We start from the raw sequence: 16086 nt of genomic DNA on the forward strand, positions 1-16086 counted from the left end.
GCGCATGTACGACGTCCTGGTGGTCGGCTCGGCCAACGCGGACCTGACCGTACGGGTGGCCCGGCGGCCCGGCGCGGGGGAGACCGTGCTCGGCACGGACCTGATGGAGTCGGCCGGCGGCAAGGGCGCCAACCAGGCGGCCGCGGCGGCCCGGATCGGCGGGCGCACCGCCCTGCTGGCCCGGGTCGGCGGGGACGCCTACGGTGAACTGCTGCTGGCCGCCCAGCGCGCGGCGGGCACCGACGTGGCCCCCGTCATCGTGGACGAGGACGCCCGCACCGGTACCGCAATGATCATCGTTGGCCCGGACGGCGACAACAGCATCGTCGTCTCGCCGGGCGCCAACGCCGCCCTCACCCCGGACGACGTGGCCGCCGCCAAGGACGTCATCGCGGCCTCCTCGGTGGTCTCCCTCCAGCTGGAGATCCCGATGGAGACCGTGCGGGCGGCCGTCGCGGCCGCCGGAGAAGCCGGCACCCGCGTCGTCCTTAACCCCTCGCCGGCCCCCGAGGACCTCGACCGCGAACTCCTGGCCGCGGCCGACCCGCTGGTGGTCAACGAGCACGAGGCCCGACAGCTGTCCAGACACACCGACGGCACCCCCGCCGAGTGGGCGGCCGCACTGCGTGAGCGGGGCGCCCGCTCGGTCGTGGTGACCCTCGGCGGTGACGGCGCGCTGGTGCTGGACGACGCCGGGACGACCGCCGTCCCCGGCGTACGGGTCAAGGCCGTGGACACCACCGGTGCCGGCGACGCCTTCACCGGCGCCCTGGCCACCCGACTCGCCGGCGGCGCCACCCTCCCCGACGCGGCCCGCTTCGCGGTACGCGTCGGCGCCGCAGCCGTCACCAAGCCGGGCGCACAGCCCTCGTACCCCACGACCGAGGAACTGGCCCAGCTGCCGGAACTGCCGGAGCAGCCGCAACAGCCCTAGGCGCTGCCGGGTGGGCCCGAGCCGCCACAGCCGCCACAGCCGCCGCAGTGCTGAGCCGGCGGTTGTGGCCGGGCTGCCGCTTCCGGCCGAGCCGACCGAGCCTGAGGATCCGACCGATTCGGCGGACCGCGGGAGCGCTCGGAGGAGGACAGGACCGTCGGCTCCGACGGTGCCAACAGCACCGACGGCACCGACGGGGCCAACGGGGCCAACGGGGCCAACGGGATTGTGCGGTACGGCGGTTGCCCACCGTGCCGCCGCCCCGCCCCCTCGGCCCCGTCCGTACCTCACCGCTCGACTCCCGCGCCGTCCGGGCCGGCCGCCTCACCCACACGAACCGCGCCGACCGCGCCGACCGAGCCGACCGAGCCGGCCGTGTGATCGCCCACCGGCTCTCCGCCGAGCTCCCTGGGCCCGTAGAGCGCGTGTTCCGCGCCGGTCGCCAGCGCCCAGTAGCGGTCGCCGTAGGACCAGTGCCACCACTCGGTCGGGTAGTTGACCAGGCCCGCCCCGCGCAGTGCGGCGGACAGGATCCGGCGGTTGGCGCGGGCCGTGGGTGTCAGCTCCGGCGCGGAGGTGTAGCAGGCGCCGCCGCTTTCCTCAGGGGACGCGTCGATCAAAGTCCCCATGTCGACATCACCGCCGTCCGCCGTGACCAGAGTGAGGTCCACGGCACCGCCCGCGCTGTGCGGGGCGATCTCCGGCGGGGACACGTAGCGGCTGGCGGCCCGGTGGATCTGCGCATCGTCCCAGTCGGGGTGGGCCGCGCGGAGCTCGTCCCCGTACCGCGTGAAGTAGTGGCGCTGGAGGGCCGGCGGGCGGTATCCCTCCACGAACTGGAGCCGCAGCCCGTCCGGCAGCGCTTCCTGTGCGGCCAGCAGCCGCCGCAGCACCCCCTCCCGCAGGTGGGCGAACGCACCGCCCTCAGCCCCACCGTCCACCCCGGCCTTGAGTCCGTCCCCCAGCAACCCGGGCGCCGCGGCACGCACGTCCACCAGTGGCTCACCGCACTCCCGGACCGGCACCGCGGCTACCGCCGGGTCGGCCATCAGCGTGATCGCGTCCCGGACGTCGCTCAGCACCATCTCCGCGCCGTCACCGCCCGGCCCGGCGGACGCCGCCGCCACCTGCTCACCGGACGGCAGCCAACAGCCGCTGAGCCCGACGCCGCCCGGCTCGTTGCTCCCGATGCCGTTGGCGAGCAGCACGTGCAGCCCGTGCTCACGCGCCAACTCGGCGTACCGCGCCACCCGTTCCGCTTCGCCGTGGAAGGCGCTGGACAGATACACCCGACAGCCGTCCGCCGCGGCCCGCTCCGGCACCTCGGGGAAGGAGTTGTCGAAGCAGGTGGCGAGCGCGAAGCGGATTCCGCCCAGTGTGAACCGTCCGTGCGCGCTGCCCGGCGCGAACACCGCGTTCTCCGTCTCGTACAGGTGCCGTTTGTCGTAGCGGGTGAGCAGCGTGCCGTCCGGCCCGAAGACGAAGCTGGCGAGGGTGGGCTTCGCGCCGTCCCCGGCGCCGCGACCGGGGCCGTTGACCACCGCGGCGACGCCGGCCGCACGACACGCCTCCCGCACGGGCGCCAGCCGGGGGTCGTCGGGCAGCACCGCCAGCCCCACCGGATCGGCGGCTATCAGTCGGAGGTCGTAGTGGGTCAGGGCCAGCTCGGAGAAGACCACCAGCCCGGCGCCGCGCTCGGCGGCCTCGGCGATGAGCCCGGCCATCCGCGTGGCGTTGGCGGTGATGTTGCCTGGTACGGAGGGGAATTGTGCGGCTGCGATGATCATTCCTCCATGATGCCCGCCCCGCATCCCGCCCGCGGCGGCCTGTGGATAACTCCCGTCTGCACAACGCCCCGACGCTCCGGCCACCACGCCCCAGCCTGCCGCCCGGCGACTACCGCCCGTCGCTACCGCCCCGCGCCCCCCACCCGCCGAAGCCCGGACAACGGCTCGCCAGAGCCACGCCTCACCCACCGAAGTCCAGACAACGGCTAGCCGGAGCCGCCCCCCCACCCGCCGAACTCCGGCTCGGCTACCGCCCGTTCCCGCCCCAACCCGCCCCACCGCCCCCAAGCTGCCTCCGGTCCCGATACCCCCTGGCCCCACGAGGCTGACGCCCATCCCGCCCACGGCCCGCCCCGTGCCCACTGCTCGCCCCCGCGCCTACGGCTCGCCCGCGCCCTCGCCCGCCCCTGCGTCATCGCCGGCGCTTCCCCCGCGCCCCGCGCCCGCGGCACGCCCCGCCCCCGAGCCCTCTTCCGCCCCCGGCCCCGGGCCCGTCCGACCCGTTTCCCCGCCTCCGAGCAGGCCCAGGAAGTCCCGGAACGACGCCGGCAGGTCAACCCGTTCCGGGTCCAGCAGCCACTGCAGTTGGAGTCCGTCCATCACCGCGACCAGGAGCGGCGCCGCCCGCTCCGGGGTCAGGCCGCCGGGCAGGGTGTCGCCGAACTCGGCCCGGAGCGCCCCGGCCAGCGCCTCGCGCACGGCGCGGAAACGAGCCTCGAAGAAGGCACGCGCCGGATGGTCCTCGGTGACGCTGTCGGCGGAGAGCACGGTGTACGCCTGGACGATGCCGGGGCGGGTGGCGTTGTACTCGACGAGTTGGGCGAGGGTGTCGGTGCGCCAGGATCCGGAGGCCGCGGCGGCGGCGTCCCAACGGTCGCGTGCCTCCAGCACGCCGACCAGCAGCAGTTCCTTCGACGGGAAGTGGTGCAGCAGTCCCTGCTGCGTCAGCCCGGCCCGTTCGGCGACGGCGGCGAGCGAGGTCCGGCGGTAGCCGCGCTCGGCGATCAGCTCCATGGCGGCTTCCAGGATCGCCGCCCGCCGCTCCGCGCGCTGCACCTCCCGCCCGCCGCCGGCCCGCCGGGAACCGCCGCGCGCGCCCTGCTCTCGTGCACTCACCGGCCGAGCGTAACCCTCCCGATCCGCTCCCTAGGCGCCCGCGACTCGCGAATAACGGAAGCATCACGATACCTACCTGCCGTCCGGTATGAGGGTAAGAATTCGGCCAGGGGGCCCGCACGTCCACGCAAGGGAGCGCCGCACATGACCGATCAGTCGCACGCCCGCCACGCCGAGCCCGGCGGCCCCCGCACCGCCCCCGGCGCGGACACCGGCCATGGCCCCGGCGTGGGCGCCGGATCCCACGACTATTCCGGTGTGGTGGAGTATTCCGGCGTGGTGGAGCGGGCGCTCGGCGCGCTCGATCTGGACAGCAAGGCCCGACTGCTCTCGGGGCAGGACATGTGGAGCCTGCCGGCGGTGCCCGCGATCGGACTGCGCTCGCTGGTGATGTCGGACGGGCCGATCGGTGTCCGGGGCCGGCAGTGGAGCGCGGAGGACCCCTCGGTGGCGCTGCCCAGCCCCACCGCGCTGGCCGCCACCTGGGACCCCGAACTGGCCCGCCGAGCCGGCCATCTGCTCGCCCAGGAAGCCCGCCGCAAGGGCGTGCACGTCCTGCTGGCGCCGACCGTCAACCTGCACCGCTCGCCGCTGGGCGGCCGCCACTTCGAGTGCTACTCGGAGGACCCGCTGCTGACCGGCGCGATCGGCGCGGGCTATGTGCGGGGCGTACAGGAAGGCGGCGTCGGCACCACGGTCAAGCACTTCGTCGGCAACGACGCCGAGACCGACCGCTTCACGGTCGACAACCGCATCGCCCCACGCCCGCTGCACGAGCTGTATCTCGCGCCCTTCGAGCACATCGTCACCCACGCCCGACCCTGGGCCATCATGACCGCCTACAACCAGGTCAACGGCTCGACGATGACCGAACACCACCACCTCGTCACCGAAGTCCTGCGCGGCGCTTGGGGCTTCGATGGCTGCAACGTCTCCGACTGGACGGCGGCCCGGAACACCGTCCGTGCCCTGCGCGGCGGCCTGGACGTGGCGATGCCGGGGCCCCGCACGGTCTTCGGCGCCCCGCTCGCGGCGGCCGTCCGCGCGGGCGAGATCGCCGAGTCGGAGGTGGACGCCGCGGTCCGCCGGGTGTTGCTGCTCGCCGCCCGGACCGGCTGTCTGGACGGGGTGCCGCCCGCGGTGGCCCCGTCCGACGTCCCGCAGGGCATCGACGGTCGGGCCGTCGCCCGCGAGCTGGCCCGCCGCGCCGTCGTCCTGCTGCGCAACGAGACTGCGGGGAAGGCGCCGGAGGACGGCGTTCGCCCGCTCCTGCCGCTCGACGCCGCGGCGCTGCGCCGGGTCGCCGTCATCGGTGCGGCCGCCCGCGATGCCCGGGTGCTCGGCGGTGGTTCCGCGACCGTCTTCCCCGCACGGATCGTCTCTCCGCTCGCGGGCCTGCGGGCCGCGCTGCCCGAGGGCGTCGAGGTGGTGTTCGCGACCGGTGCCGACCCGCGCGCCCGCATCCCGCACGCCCGCGAGGGTTTCACCCTGCGCGCCCGCTACCTCACCGCCGAGGGCCGACTGCTCGCCGAGACACCGCAGTTCGACGGCAAGGTCCAGGTGCTCGGCAGCTTCCCCGACGGCGTCACCCGGCGGGACCTGCACGCGGTCGAACTCACCGGCAGCTTCACCCCGCGGGCCACTGGTACCCACACCCTGGCGGTGGCCGGCGCGGGGCGGCTTCGGCTGACCCTGGGCGGCGAGGTCGCCTTCGACGGCGACGGTGCCGGGAAGGAGGGCTCCGACCCCTTCGAGGCGTTCATGCAGCCTGTCGAGCACCGGATCGCCATGGAGCTGACTGGCCATCAGGAGGTTTCGCTCACCTTGCGCTTCGTGCCGCACAGCCTCGGTCTGGGGGAAGGCATGGACGCCCTGAACTTCGTCCTCGGCCACGGCGAACCGCAGCTCGACGGCGACGCCGAGATCGAGGAGGCGGTCCGGGCGGCGACCGGGGCGGATGCCGCGATCGTCGTCGTGGCGACCACCGAGGAGGTCGAGTCGGAAGGGTTCGACCGCACCGACCTCCGGCTGCCGGGCCGGCAGGACGAGCTGGTCGCCCGGGTCGCCGCCGCCAACCCCCGCACCGTCGTGGTGGTCAACTCCGGCTCCCCGGTGGAGCTGCCGTGGCGCGACCAGGTCCCCGCGGTGCTGCTGAGCTGGTTCCCCGGCCAGGAAGCCGGGGCCGCGCTGGCGGACGTCCTGCTCGGCGCCGAGGAACCGGGCGGCCGGCTCCCCACCACCTGGCCGGCCCACCTCGCCGACGCCCCGGTCTCCACCGTGACCCCCACCGACGGCACGCTCCCCTACGAGGAAGGGGTGTTCATCGGCTACCGCGCCTGGCAGCGCGCCACCACCGCCCCCGCGTACCCCTTCGGCCACGGCCTCGGCTACACCCACTGGGAGTACGAGACCCTGGACACCACCCCCGACTCCGTCCGGGTCCGCCTGCGCAACACCGGGGACCGCCCCGGACGCGAGGTCGTCCAGATCTACCTCGCGCCGGCCGGCGCCGCCCCCGGCACGCCGGAGCGCCCGACCCGCTGGCTGGCCGGCTTCGCCACCGTCGAGGCGGGACCCGGCGAGAGCGCGGAGACCGAGATCCCACTGCCAGGGCGGGCCTTCGAGGTCTGGTCGGAACCGGACGGCACTTGGCGCCGGATCCCGGGCACCTGCACCGTCGAGGCGGCGCACAGCAGCGCAGACATCCGGCTGACCGCCCAGATCACTGCTGGCTGAGCACCGAGACGTCGCCGCCGTTGGACCGGGCGGATATTTTGTGCGCCGAGCCGGTGTCCGTCGGGACGGACACCGTGCGGCTCCCGCCGCTCGTCCCCGCGTCGACGGCGTAGCTGCCCTTCGGTACGCGGAGGGTGACGTTGCCGCCGCTGGTCCGGCCCGACACGTCGTCGGGCACCGTGCCCAGCGTCATCTCCACGTCCCCGCCGCTGGTCTTCGCCTTCACCGTGCGGGCCTTGGTGTCCTCGACGGTGACGTTGCCGCCGCTGGTGTCCGCGGTGATACCACCGGAGGCGCCGCGGACGGTGATGTTCCCGCCGTTGGTGTGCAGATCGACCGAGGCGCTGCGCGGCAGGAGTACGCGGTACCCCACCTCGCAGTGGTGGCCGGACGAGCAGTCCTCGGCGGTCAGCGTGAGCCGGCCGTCCTTGACGGTGTGCGTGGTCTGCGGCTTGGCGTCGTCGTACTTGGCCTTCTCGGTCACCTTGATCGCTCCGCTGGCGTCCACCGGCACGATCTCGATGTCCCCGGCGTGGGTCGTCACCGACAGCGAGCTGACCGTGCCGTCGACCCCGTACGTCCGCTGGGCGGTGGTGCGGGGGCCGCTCACCGCAAGGGAGCAGCCGGTCGTCAGCAGGGTCAGGGCCGCACAGGGCAGGACGAGATGGGCGGCGCGGAGACGAGCCATGGTGATTCCCCCGAGGCAGTGATGAAGGTGCGGTACGAGCGGGCGGACCGGGCCGGTTCCGCTCGATCCTCATCGTCCCGCGCCCCGCACCCCGCGGACGTCGCCGCACGGTATGACCTTCGCTGTCCCCACACGGTATGACCCGCACCGCCGTGCCCTTAGGGGTTCCCCTGACGTCGTCCGGGGGCGGGCCGCCTCACCCGGCGGAAGCTGCCTCACCTCGCGGAAGCCGCCTCACCCTTCAGGGGGTTTTCCTTGCGGGTGATCGTCCGGAACGCGAGTTCCGCCAACTGCTGCTGGCCGTGCAGGCCCGGATGGAACCAGTCCCAGGTGCTCAACTGCTGCCCGGTGAAGCGGTAGTCGAAGACCGACCGGTCGAAGCGGCACAGCGCGTCCCGCGCACAGACCTCCGCCAGCGCCTCGTTGTACGCCATCACCCGCTCCCGGACCAGTGTCCGCCGGTCCTGCGCCGGCTCCGTCAGGTCGTCCGGGTCCCGCAGCATCGACCCGCAGATGCCCAGCTTCCACACCTGCTTGCCGAGCGGGTTCTTGCGCCCCTCGGACCACAGTCGCAGCAGGTCCGGCACGGCCGCGACGTACACCTGGGTGCGCGGCAGGGCGCGCCGCAGGGTCTTCATGGACCGTTCGAAACCGGCGCGGAAGGCGGCGGGGGAGGTCATCGTCCGGGCGTCGCTGCGGCAGGCGTCGTTGGCGCCGATCAGGACGGTGACCAACTGGGGCTTACGGGCCGCCGCCGTGGTGATCTGCTGCGGCAGGTCGCTCATCAGGGCGCCGGTCCGGGCGTAGTTCCAGCTGTGCGCGGCCGGGTCCTTCTTCAGTAGCCGCCGGGCCAGGCTGTTGACCTTGGGGTTGGTGCCGGTGGACCAGGAGACCTCCGGGCAGTCGGAGAGCACCGTGCAGGCGTCGAAGCCGACGGTGATGGAGTCGCCGAGCGCCGCGATGGAGGTGGGGTCCGTCCGCCAGGCGGGCGCTGGTTTCCGGGTGGGTTTGACCGCTGTGCGGCCGTGCGGGGCGGAGCCGTCGCCGCAGGCCGTGAGCGTGGCCAGCAGTGCGGAAGCGGTCGCCGAGGCGAGGGCGGCGCGGGCGGCCAAGCGGTGGCGCCGAGGGCGGGCGGAGCGATCGATCGTCGTCATCCCCTGTCCCCTCCGGCGTGCGAGTGATATCTCTTCGGGTACCGACGGTACGTCACTTCCGGTCCGGCACCGCACGGTAGTTTGGCCCCGTGCCTGCCGGGCGGTGACCCGAAGTGGCACGTGCAGTCGGCACAGATAAATTACAACACGTCATTTCCTGTCCCTTTTGCGGCAAATTCCGCCTAGTGGTGTTTACTGTAGGTCACCTCGCAGCTGGTGCCGAAGTGATCACTGGGGCAGAATGTCGGCAGCTGTCCCGGCCGCGACCGGAACGGGCACGAGGCCGCTGGGGAAGGCGAACCTCGATCCGCACGGGAGGTCCCGGTGACGACACGTGGAGTCCTGTACGTCCACTCCGCTCCACGAGCGCTGTGCCCGCACGTCGAATGGGCGGTGGCGGGCGTCCTCGGGGTGCGCGTCAACCTCGACTGGATCCGCCAGCCGGCGTCGCCCGGCACCTGGAGAGCCGAGTTCTCCTGGCAGGGCGAGGCCGGCACCGCCTCCAAGCTCGCCTCCGCGCTGCGCGGCTGGCACCTGCTCCGCTTCGAGGTGACCGCCGAGCCCTGCTCCAGCGCGGAGGGCGAGCGCTACAGCTCCACCCCCGACCTCGGCATCTTCCACGCCGTCACCGGCATCCACGGCGACATCCTCATCCCGGAGGACCGGCTGCGCGCCGCCGTCGCCCGCTCCGCCCGCGGCGAGACCGAACTCGCCGCCGAGGTCGCCAAGCTGCTCGGCAAGCCCTGGGACGACGAGCTGGAGCCCTTCCGGTACGCCGGCGAGGGTGCCCCCGTCCGCTGGCTCCACCAGGTCGTCTGACGCCCCGTACGCGCCCGTACGCGCCCGCACGGAGCCTTGTGCGGGTTCGTCCCGCGACACACGGCGCACGGTTGACCTAGAGTCCACTCCACGTCCTAGCGTGCCGCCATGGCCGACAACAAGACTTCTGACACCCTCTCGGTCGCCGTCCTCGGCACCGGGATCATGGGCGCGGCGATGACCCGCAACCTCGCCCGCGCCGGGCTGGACGTCCGCGCCTGGAACCGCACCCGCGCCAAGGCCGAGCCGCTGGCCGCCGACGGGGTCCATGTCACCGACACCCCCGGCGAGGCGGTGGCCGGCGCCGACGTGGTCCTGACCATGCTGCTCGACGGTCCCGCCGCCCTCGACGCCGTACGCCAGGCCACCCCGCAGTTGGCACCCGGCACCCTCTGGCTCCAGATGAGCACCGTCGGGCCCGCGGCACTCGAACCGCTCGTCCGCTTCGCCGCCGAACAGGACCTGCGGTTCGTGGACGCCCCCGTACTGGGCACCAAGGCACCCGCAGAGAAGGGGCAGTTGATCGTCCTCGCCGCCGGCTCCCCCGAACTGCGCGACCGCGCCGGGCAGGTCTTCGACATCGTCGGCGGCCGCACCCAGTGGGTCGGCGACGACGCCGCGAGCGGCGCCGCCAGCCGGCTCAAACTGGTCGTCAACAGCTGGGTGCTCACCATCGTCGGCGGTACCGGTGAAACCCTGGCGCTCGCCAAGGGGCTGGACGTCGACCCGCGGGACTTCCTGGACGCGATCGCCGGCGGCTCGCTCGACATGACCTACCTACGGATGAAGGCCGACCTGCTGCTGTCCGGCGAGCTTGCGCCGAGCTTCACGGTCTCCGCGGCGCGCAAGGACGCCCGGTTGATCGCCGAGGCCGCCGAGGCGTCCGGCATCCGGCTGGACCTGGCGGCCGCGGCCGCTGAGCGTTTCCGCCGGGCCGAGGAACAGGGGCACGGCGGCGAGGACGGCGTCGCCGCGTACTTCGCCAGCTTCGACGGCTGACCGGCCGCCGGTGAACGTACGAGGGCCCGCCCGGTCGTCCTGACCGGGCGGGCCCTCGTACTGCGTGTGCCGACTGCTACCTGGCGGTGCCTCAGGCCGTGCGGAAGGCGAGGACCACGTTGTGGCCGCCGAAGCCGAACGAGTCGTTCAGCGCCGCGATACGGCCCTCGGCGGGCAGCGCCCGGGGCGCGCCGCGGACGATGTCCGCGTCCACCTCGGGGTCGAGGTTCTCCAGGTTGATGGTCGGCGGGGCCGTGCGGTGGTACAGCGCCAGGATGGTGGCGACCGTCTCCACGCCGCCCGCGCCGCCCAGGAGGTGGCCGGTCATCGACTTGGTGGCGGAGACCGCCATGTGGTGCACGTCGTCGCCGAAGACCTTGTGCAGCGCCTTCAGCTCCGCCAGGTCGCCCTGCGGGGTCGAGGTGGCGTGCGCGTTGACGTGCACGATCTCGGACGCGGCGAGGTCGCTGTTGTCGAGGAGGTTCTGCAGCGCGTGGGCGATGCCGTTGCCGGACGGTTCCGGCTGCACGATGTCGTGGCTGTCGGCGGAGATGCCCTGGCCGACCGCCTCCGCGTAGACCCGGGCGCCGCGCTTGGCGGCGTGCTCGGCCGACTCCAGGACGATCACGCCGGCGCCCTCACCGAGGACGAAACCGTTGCGGTCGGAGTCGAAGGGGCGGGAGGCACCCTGCGGGTCGTCGTTGTTCTTCGACATCGCCATCATGTTGCCGAACGCGGCGATCGGCAGCGGGTGGATGGCCGCCTCCGTACCGCCCGCGACGACGATGTCGGCACGGCCCGTACGAATCATCTCGATGGCGTAGCCGATGGCTTCCGAGCCGGAGGCGCAGGCGCTCACCGGGGTGTGCACACCGGCGCGGGCGTTGACGTCCAGACCGACGTTGGCCGACGGCCCGTTGGGCATCAGCATCGGCACGGTGTGCGGGGAGACCCGACGGACGCCCTTCTCCCGAAGGATGTCGTACTGGCCCAGGAGCGTGGTCACGCCGCCGATACCGGAGGCGATGACGGTGCCCAGCCGGTCGGGGTTGACCGAGCCGGCCGGCCCGGCGGCTGCGTCCGGCTCGCCGGCCTTGGCCGCGAAGCCGGCGTCCGCCCACGCCTCACGGGCCGCGATCAGCGCGAACTGCGCCGAACGGTCGAGCTTGCGGGCCTGGGCCCGGGGCAGCGTCTCGGTCGGGTCCACCGCCGCCTGCGCGGCGATGCGGACCGGAAGCTCGGCTGCCCATTCCTGCTCCAGGGGGCTGACGCCGGACCGGCCGGCGAGGAGACCCTCCCAGGTCGAAGCGCTGTCGCCACCCAGCGGTGTGGTTGCGCCGATACCGGTGACGACCACGGTGCGATTGGTCGCGTTCACGGGAATTCTTACTCCACGGGTAGAGGTGTCTGAATCGACGGCGCCACCGCGGGGTGGCGACATGCGCTGCGCCAGATCAGGACTGGTGCTTGAGGATGTAGTCGGTCGCGTCGCCGACGGTCTTGAGGTTCTTGACGTCGTCGTCCGGGATCTTCACGTCGAAGCGCTCTTCGGCGGCGACGACGACCTCGACCATGGACAGCGAGTCGACGTCCAGGTCATCGGTGAAGGACTTGTCCACCTTGACGTCCTCGGTGGGGATGCCGGCGATCTCGTTGACGATCTCGGCGAGACCCTTGACGATCTCTTCCTGAGTGGCGGCCATGATGGCGCTCCTTCGAATAGCGGGAAACTGCTTGTTTTACGGTGAAGCGGTGAAGGTCCCGCAGCGGCCGGCACCTCGTGCTCGGTGCCGGGCTGCGCAGATCTTGCCTAGGGGAGAGTAACGACCGTCGCGGCGTACACGAGACCCGCCCCGAAGCCGATGACCAGCGCGGTGTCCCCGCTCTTGGCCTGTCCGGTCGCCAGCAGCCGCTCCATGGCGAGCGGAATCGAGGCGGCCGAGGTGTTGCCGGTGGTCTCCACGTCACGGGCGACCGTGACGCTCTCCGGCAGCTTCAGAGTCTTCACCATCGAGTCGATGATCCGCATGTTGGCCTGGTGCGGAATGAAGACGTCCAGGTCGTCCGGGCTGACTCCGGCCTCGTCCAGCGCCTGCTGGGCGACCTTCGCCATCTCGAACACCGCCCACCGGAAGACCGCCTGGCCCTCCTGGGTGATGGCGGGGTAACGGATCGCCTCGAACGCGGGACGCTCCTCCGGGCCGTCGCCGCCGGGCGTCGGGGTGGTGCGGTACACGTCCCAGGAGAGGGTCTGCTTGATCGTGTCGGACTTGTCACCCTCCGAGCCCCACACGGTCGGGCCGATCGCCGGCTCCTTGGCCGGGCCCACGATGACCGCGCCGGCGCCGTCGCCGAACAGGAAGGCCGTCGCGCGGTCCTCAAGGTCCGTCAGGTCCGAGAGCCGCTCGACGCCGATCACCAGGACGTACTCCGCGGAGCCCTCGGTGACCATCCCCTTGGCCAGGGTCAGCCCGTAGCCGAAGCCGGCGCAGCCCGCGGAGATGTCGAAAGCGGCCGGCTTGCCCGCGCCGACGAGGTGCGCGATCTCGGTCGCGATGGCCGGGGTCTGCTTGAAGTGCGAGACGGTGGAGACGACCACCGCGCCGATCTGCTCGGGCGTGATGCCGGCGTCCGCGATGGCCTTGCCGGACGCCTCGACCGCCATGGTCGCGACGGTCTCGTCGGGCCCCGCCCAGTGGCGCGTGGAGATGCCCGACCGCGAACGGATCCACTCGTCGGACGAGTCGATGTGCTTGAGGATCTCCTCGTTGGGCACGACACGGGTCGGGCGGTAGCCGCCGACACCCATGATCCGCGCGTACGGGGCGCCCTTGGAAGGCTTGATCTTCGAGGTCATGCGCTACGGACTCCTATTCGGCCGATGCTGCGGCGTCTGCTGCGGTGGCGATCAGCTCACGGGCCGCGTCGAGGTCGTCGGGCGTCTTCAGGGCGAGCGTCTTCACACCAGGCAGAGCGCGCTTGGCCAGGCCGGTGAGGGTGCCGCCGGGAGCGGCCTCGATGAGCGCGGTGGCACCGAGCTCCTTGAAGGTCGCCATGCACCGGTCCCAGCGGACCGGGTTGGCCACCTGGCCGACCAGCCGCTGCACCACGTCCTGGCCGGAAGTGACCACCTGGCCATCCCTGTTGGAGACGTACCGGATGCCCGGGTCGGCCGGCGACAACTCGGTGACCGCGGCCTCCAGGGCCGAGACGGCGGGTGCCATGTGGCGAGTATGGAACGCGCCGGCCACCTTCAGCGGCACGACCCGACGGGTGCCCTCCGGCTTGTCCTCCACCAGCGCGGCGATCTGCTCGGCGGTGCCGGCGGCGACGATCTGCCCGGCGCCGTTCACGTTCGCCGGGGTCAGACCCAGCTTCTCCAGATGGGGCAGGACGACGTCCTCGTCGCCACCCAGCAGCGCGGCCATACCGGTCTCGGTGACCGCGGCGGCCTCGGCCATCGCCAGCCCGCGGCGGCGCACCAGGGTCATCGCCTCGGCCTCCGACAGGGTGCCGGCCAGGGCCGCGGCGGCGAGCTCACCGACGCTGTGGCCGGCCGTCGCACCGACCTGTGCGGCGAGGTCGTCGGAGCTCGGGAAGAGCTGCCGCGCGGAGATCAGGGAGGCCGCCACCAGCAGCGGCTGGGCCACCGCGGTGTCGCGGATCTCGTCTTCGGTGGCCTTGGTGCCGTAGTGGACGAGGTCCAAGTCGATGGCCGCGGACCATTCACGGAGCCGGTCCTCGACTCCGGGGAGGTCGAGCCAGGGGATCAAGAAGCCGGGCGTCTGAGCGCCTTGGCCGGGAGCGACGAGTACGAGCACCCTCACACTCTCTCTTGCGGGAGGTCCCGCCCGCCCGTGGGGACAGGGACGAAGAACCATCGGGGGAATTGTTGGTGTTCGACAAAAGTCTAGGGCTGCGCCTCACCGTCAGCGAGACGCCCCAGGATCAGCGCGATACGCAGCGTAAATGCGGAGCGCACATCGGACGGTGACCAGCCGGTGACGTCTGTCACACGTCGCAGCCGATAGCGCACGGTGTTGGGGTGGACGAACAGCATCCGGGCGGCGCCCTCCAGGCTGCTCGCCTGTTCCAGATAGACGCTCAGCGTTTCCAGGAGCGCCGACCCGGCCTCCTCCAGCGGTCTGTAGATCTCCTCCACCAACTGCTCCCGCGCGACCGGGTCCGAGGCCATCGCGCGCTCCGGCAGCAGATCGTCCGCGAGCACCGGTCGGGGGGCGTCCGGCCAGGCCGCGCAGGCCCGCAGTCCGGCGGCCGCGGCCTGCGCGGAGCGGGTCGCGGCGAGCAGGTCGGCGACCACCGGGCCGGCCACCACGGGACCGGCGGCGAACGGCCCGATCAGCGCCTTGGCGGCCTTGAGCGGATTGTCCGAACCGCCCGTGATCACCACCAGCCGGCTGCCCAGCACGCCGGTCAGCACCTGGAGCTTGGCGTGCCGGGCGGCCCGCCGGATCGCCTCGACGGTCAGCTCGCTGTCGCCGTCCGGGGCGGTGCCCAGCACCACGCACACGTGCTCCGGTGAGTTCCAGCCGAGGGCCGCGGCCCGGGAGACCGCGCCCTCGTCCGCCTCCCCGGAGAGCACCGCATTGACCACCAGGGACTCCAGGCGGGCGTCCCACGCTCCGCGCGCCTCGGCGGCCTGCGCGTAGACCTGGGCGGTGGCGAAGGCGATCTCTCGGGCGTAGACCAGCAGCGCCTCGCGCAGTACGGACTCGTCGCCCGGTGCCGCGACCTCGTCGATCGCGCTCTCCATGACCTCGATCGTGGTGCGGACCATTTCGACGGTCTGCCGCAGGGTGATCGCCCGGGTCAGTTCGCGCGGCGCCGTCCCGAAGACGTCGGTGCTGATCGCCTGCGGCGTCTCGGGATGGCGGAACCACTCGGTGAACGCGGCGATACCGGCCTGTGCCACCAGGCCGATCCAGGAACGGTTCTCCGGGGGCATCGCGCGGTACCACGGCAGCGTGGCGTCCATGCGGGAGATCGCAGCGGCCGCCAGTTTGCCGGAGGAGTTCTCCAGCCGCCGGAGGGTCGCGGAGTGCGGGTGCGCGTCGCGCGATGCGGGTTCAGACACGGGACCAAGCCTGCCCTATCGGGATGAGGGGGTGGAGCGGTGGGGCTACGGTGGCCCGATGATTGAGGTGCGCAGAGGTGCGGAACGCTATCGGGGCGGCGACGAGGACGCCGGCATCGAGTCGTGGCACGCGTTCTCCTTCGGCCCCCACTACGACCCGGACAACCTGCGCTTCGGCGCGCTGGTCGCCTGCAACGAGGAGCGCCTGGCGGCCGGCGCCGGGTTCGACGAGCACCCGCACCGGGACACCGAGATCGTCACCTGGGTCGTCGAGGGCGAGCTGACCCACCGCGATTCGACGGGTCATGCCACGACCGTACGCCCCGGCGACCTCCAGCGGCTCAGCTCCGCGGGCGGGGTCCGGCACGTCGAGCGCAACGACGGCCCGACGCCCCTGCGCTTCGTCCAGATGTGGCTGACGCCCCTGGCTCCCGGTGGTGAGCCGGAGTACGAGGTGGTGCGGGAGATCGCCGACGGCACGCCCTACCCGCTGCCGCGAGCCGGCGCCACGCTGCGGGTGTACCGCCTAGGGGCGGACGGGCGTACCGCCGTCCCCGGTGCCGCGCGGGTCTACGTCCATGTCGTACGGGGCGCGGTGCGGCTCGGGGCCGAGCACCTGGTGGCCGGGGACGCGGCGCGGATCAGCGATGCGGAGGGGCTGGAGCTGGTGGCGCCGGCGGGGGCCCAGTGCCTGGTGTGGGAGATGGGGCCGGAGCCGGTGTACGGGTGAGACCGCGGGCCGGCTCCGGGGGAGTACG

Annotated in this window: 14 protein-coding genes; 5 read left to right on the top strand and 9 right to left on the bottom strand. The window is 72.8% G+C overall.

The window, feature by feature from the left end; all coding sequences use genetic code 11:
* Window positions 1-4: 4 nt before the first annotated feature.
* On the top strand, window positions 5-934 hold the full coding sequence (rbsK, locus tag ACO0M4_RS26000) for a ribokinase (RefSeq protein WP_430373322.1): 930 nt from the start codon (window positions 5-7) through the stop codon (window positions 932-934).
* Between the two features lie 287 nt (window positions 935-1221).
* Here rbsK and ACO0M4_RS26005 read toward each other — a convergent pair whose 3' ends face one another.
* Both ACO0M4_RS26005 and ACO0M4_RS26010 read right to left on the bottom strand, forming a co-directional pair.
* Complete coding sequence (locus tag ACO0M4_RS26005; RefSeq protein WP_430373323.1) at window positions 1222-2721, bottom strand: nitrilase-related carbon-nitrogen hydrolase; 1500 nt, start codon at window positions 2719-2721, stop codon at window positions 1222-1224.
* 378 nt (window positions 2722-3099) lie between these two features.
* Complete coding sequence (locus tag ACO0M4_RS26010; RefSeq protein ID WP_430373324.1) at window positions 3100-3837, bottom strand: TetR family transcriptional regulator; 738 nt, start codon at window positions 3835-3837, stop codon at window positions 3100-3102.
* Window positions 3838-3981: 144 nt separating this feature from the next.
* On the opposite strand from ACO0M4_RS26010, the gene ACO0M4_RS26015 reads away from it, so the two are divergent.
* Window positions 3982-6573, top strand: a complete 2592-nt coding sequence (locus ACO0M4_RS26015) for a beta-glucosidase (protein ID WP_430373325.1) — start codon at window positions 3982-3984, stop codon at window positions 6571-6573.
* Here the strand turns inward: ACO0M4_RS26015 and ACO0M4_RS26020 are convergent.
* Window positions 6560-7261: a DUF4097 family beta strand repeat-containing protein gene (locus ACO0M4_RS26020; RefSeq protein ID WP_430373326.1), complete on the bottom strand. Its 702-nt coding sequence runs from the start codon at window positions 7259-7261 to the stop codon at window positions 6560-6562. The genes ACO0M4_RS26015 and ACO0M4_RS26020 overlap by 14 nt on opposite strands.
* A gap of 215 nt (window positions 7262-7476) precedes the next feature.
* A complete protein-coding gene (locus tag ACO0M4_RS26025) occupies window positions 7477-8415 on the bottom strand; it encodes an SGNH/GDSL hydrolase family protein (RefSeq protein WP_430373327.1) in 939 nt (312 codons plus the stop codon).
* Window positions 8416-8739: 324 nt separating this feature from the next.
* Here ACO0M4_RS26025 and ACO0M4_RS26030 point away from each other — a divergent pair, with 324 nt between their 5' ends.
* Together ACO0M4_RS26030 and ACO0M4_RS26035 are read left to right on the top strand one after the other, a co-directional pair.
* Window positions 8740-9234 (top strand): DUF3145 domain-containing protein, encoded by a 495-nt coding sequence (locus ACO0M4_RS26030; protein WP_388985482.1) that lies wholly within the window; start codon window positions 8740-8742, stop codon window positions 9232-9234.
* Window positions 9235-9342: 108 nt separating this feature from the next.
* Window positions 9343-10233 (top strand): NAD(P)-dependent oxidoreductase, encoded by an 891-nt coding sequence (locus tag ACO0M4_RS26035; RefSeq protein ID WP_430373328.1) that lies wholly within the window; start codon window positions 9343-9345, stop codon window positions 10231-10233.
* Between the two features lie 91 nt (window positions 10234-10324).
* On the opposite strand, the gene ACO0M4_RS26040 is transcribed toward ACO0M4_RS26035, so the two are convergent.
* From ACO0M4_RS26040 to ACO0M4_RS26060, 5 genes are all read right to left on the bottom strand, one after another.
* Window positions 10325-11611: a beta-ketoacyl-[acyl-carrier-protein] synthase family protein gene (locus ACO0M4_RS26040; protein ID WP_430373329.1), complete on the bottom strand. Its 1287-nt coding sequence runs from the start codon at window positions 11609-11611 to the stop codon at window positions 10325-10327.
* 76 nt (window positions 11612-11687) lie between these two features.
* On the bottom strand, window positions 11688-11936 hold the full coding sequence (locus ACO0M4_RS26045) for an acyl carrier protein (RefSeq protein WP_100601360.1): 249 nt from the start codon (window positions 11934-11936) through the stop codon (window positions 11688-11690).
* Between the two features lie 107 nt (window positions 11937-12043).
* A complete protein-coding gene (locus tag ACO0M4_RS26050; protein ID WP_390027146.1) occupies window positions 12044-13090 on the bottom strand; it encodes a ketoacyl-ACP synthase III in 1047 nt (348 codons plus the stop codon).
* A 13-nt stretch (window positions 13091-13103) separates the two neighbouring features.
* Entirely contained in the window at window positions 13104-14054 is a 951-nt protein-coding gene (locus tag ACO0M4_RS26055) for an ACP S-malonyltransferase (protein WP_430373330.1), read from the bottom strand.
* A gap of 89 nt (window positions 14055-14143) precedes the next feature.
* Window positions 14144-15328, bottom strand: a complete 1185-nt coding sequence (locus ACO0M4_RS26060) for a PucR family transcriptional regulator (protein ID WP_430373331.1) — start codon at window positions 15326-15328, stop codon at window positions 14144-14146.
* Between the two features lie 58 nt (window positions 15329-15386).
* On the opposite strand from ACO0M4_RS26060, the gene ACO0M4_RS26065 reads away from it, so the two are divergent.
* Complete coding sequence (locus tag ACO0M4_RS26065; protein WP_430373332.1) at window positions 15387-16058, top strand: pirin family protein; 672 nt, start codon at window positions 15387-15389, stop codon at window positions 16056-16058.
* Window positions 16059-16086: the final 28 nt, after the last annotated feature.

The sequence above is a fragment of the Streptomyces sp. RGM 3693 genome, assembly GCF_050471125.1.
Classification (GTDB): domain Bacteria; phylum Actinomycetota; class Actinomycetes; order Streptomycetales; family Streptomycetaceae; genus Streptomyces.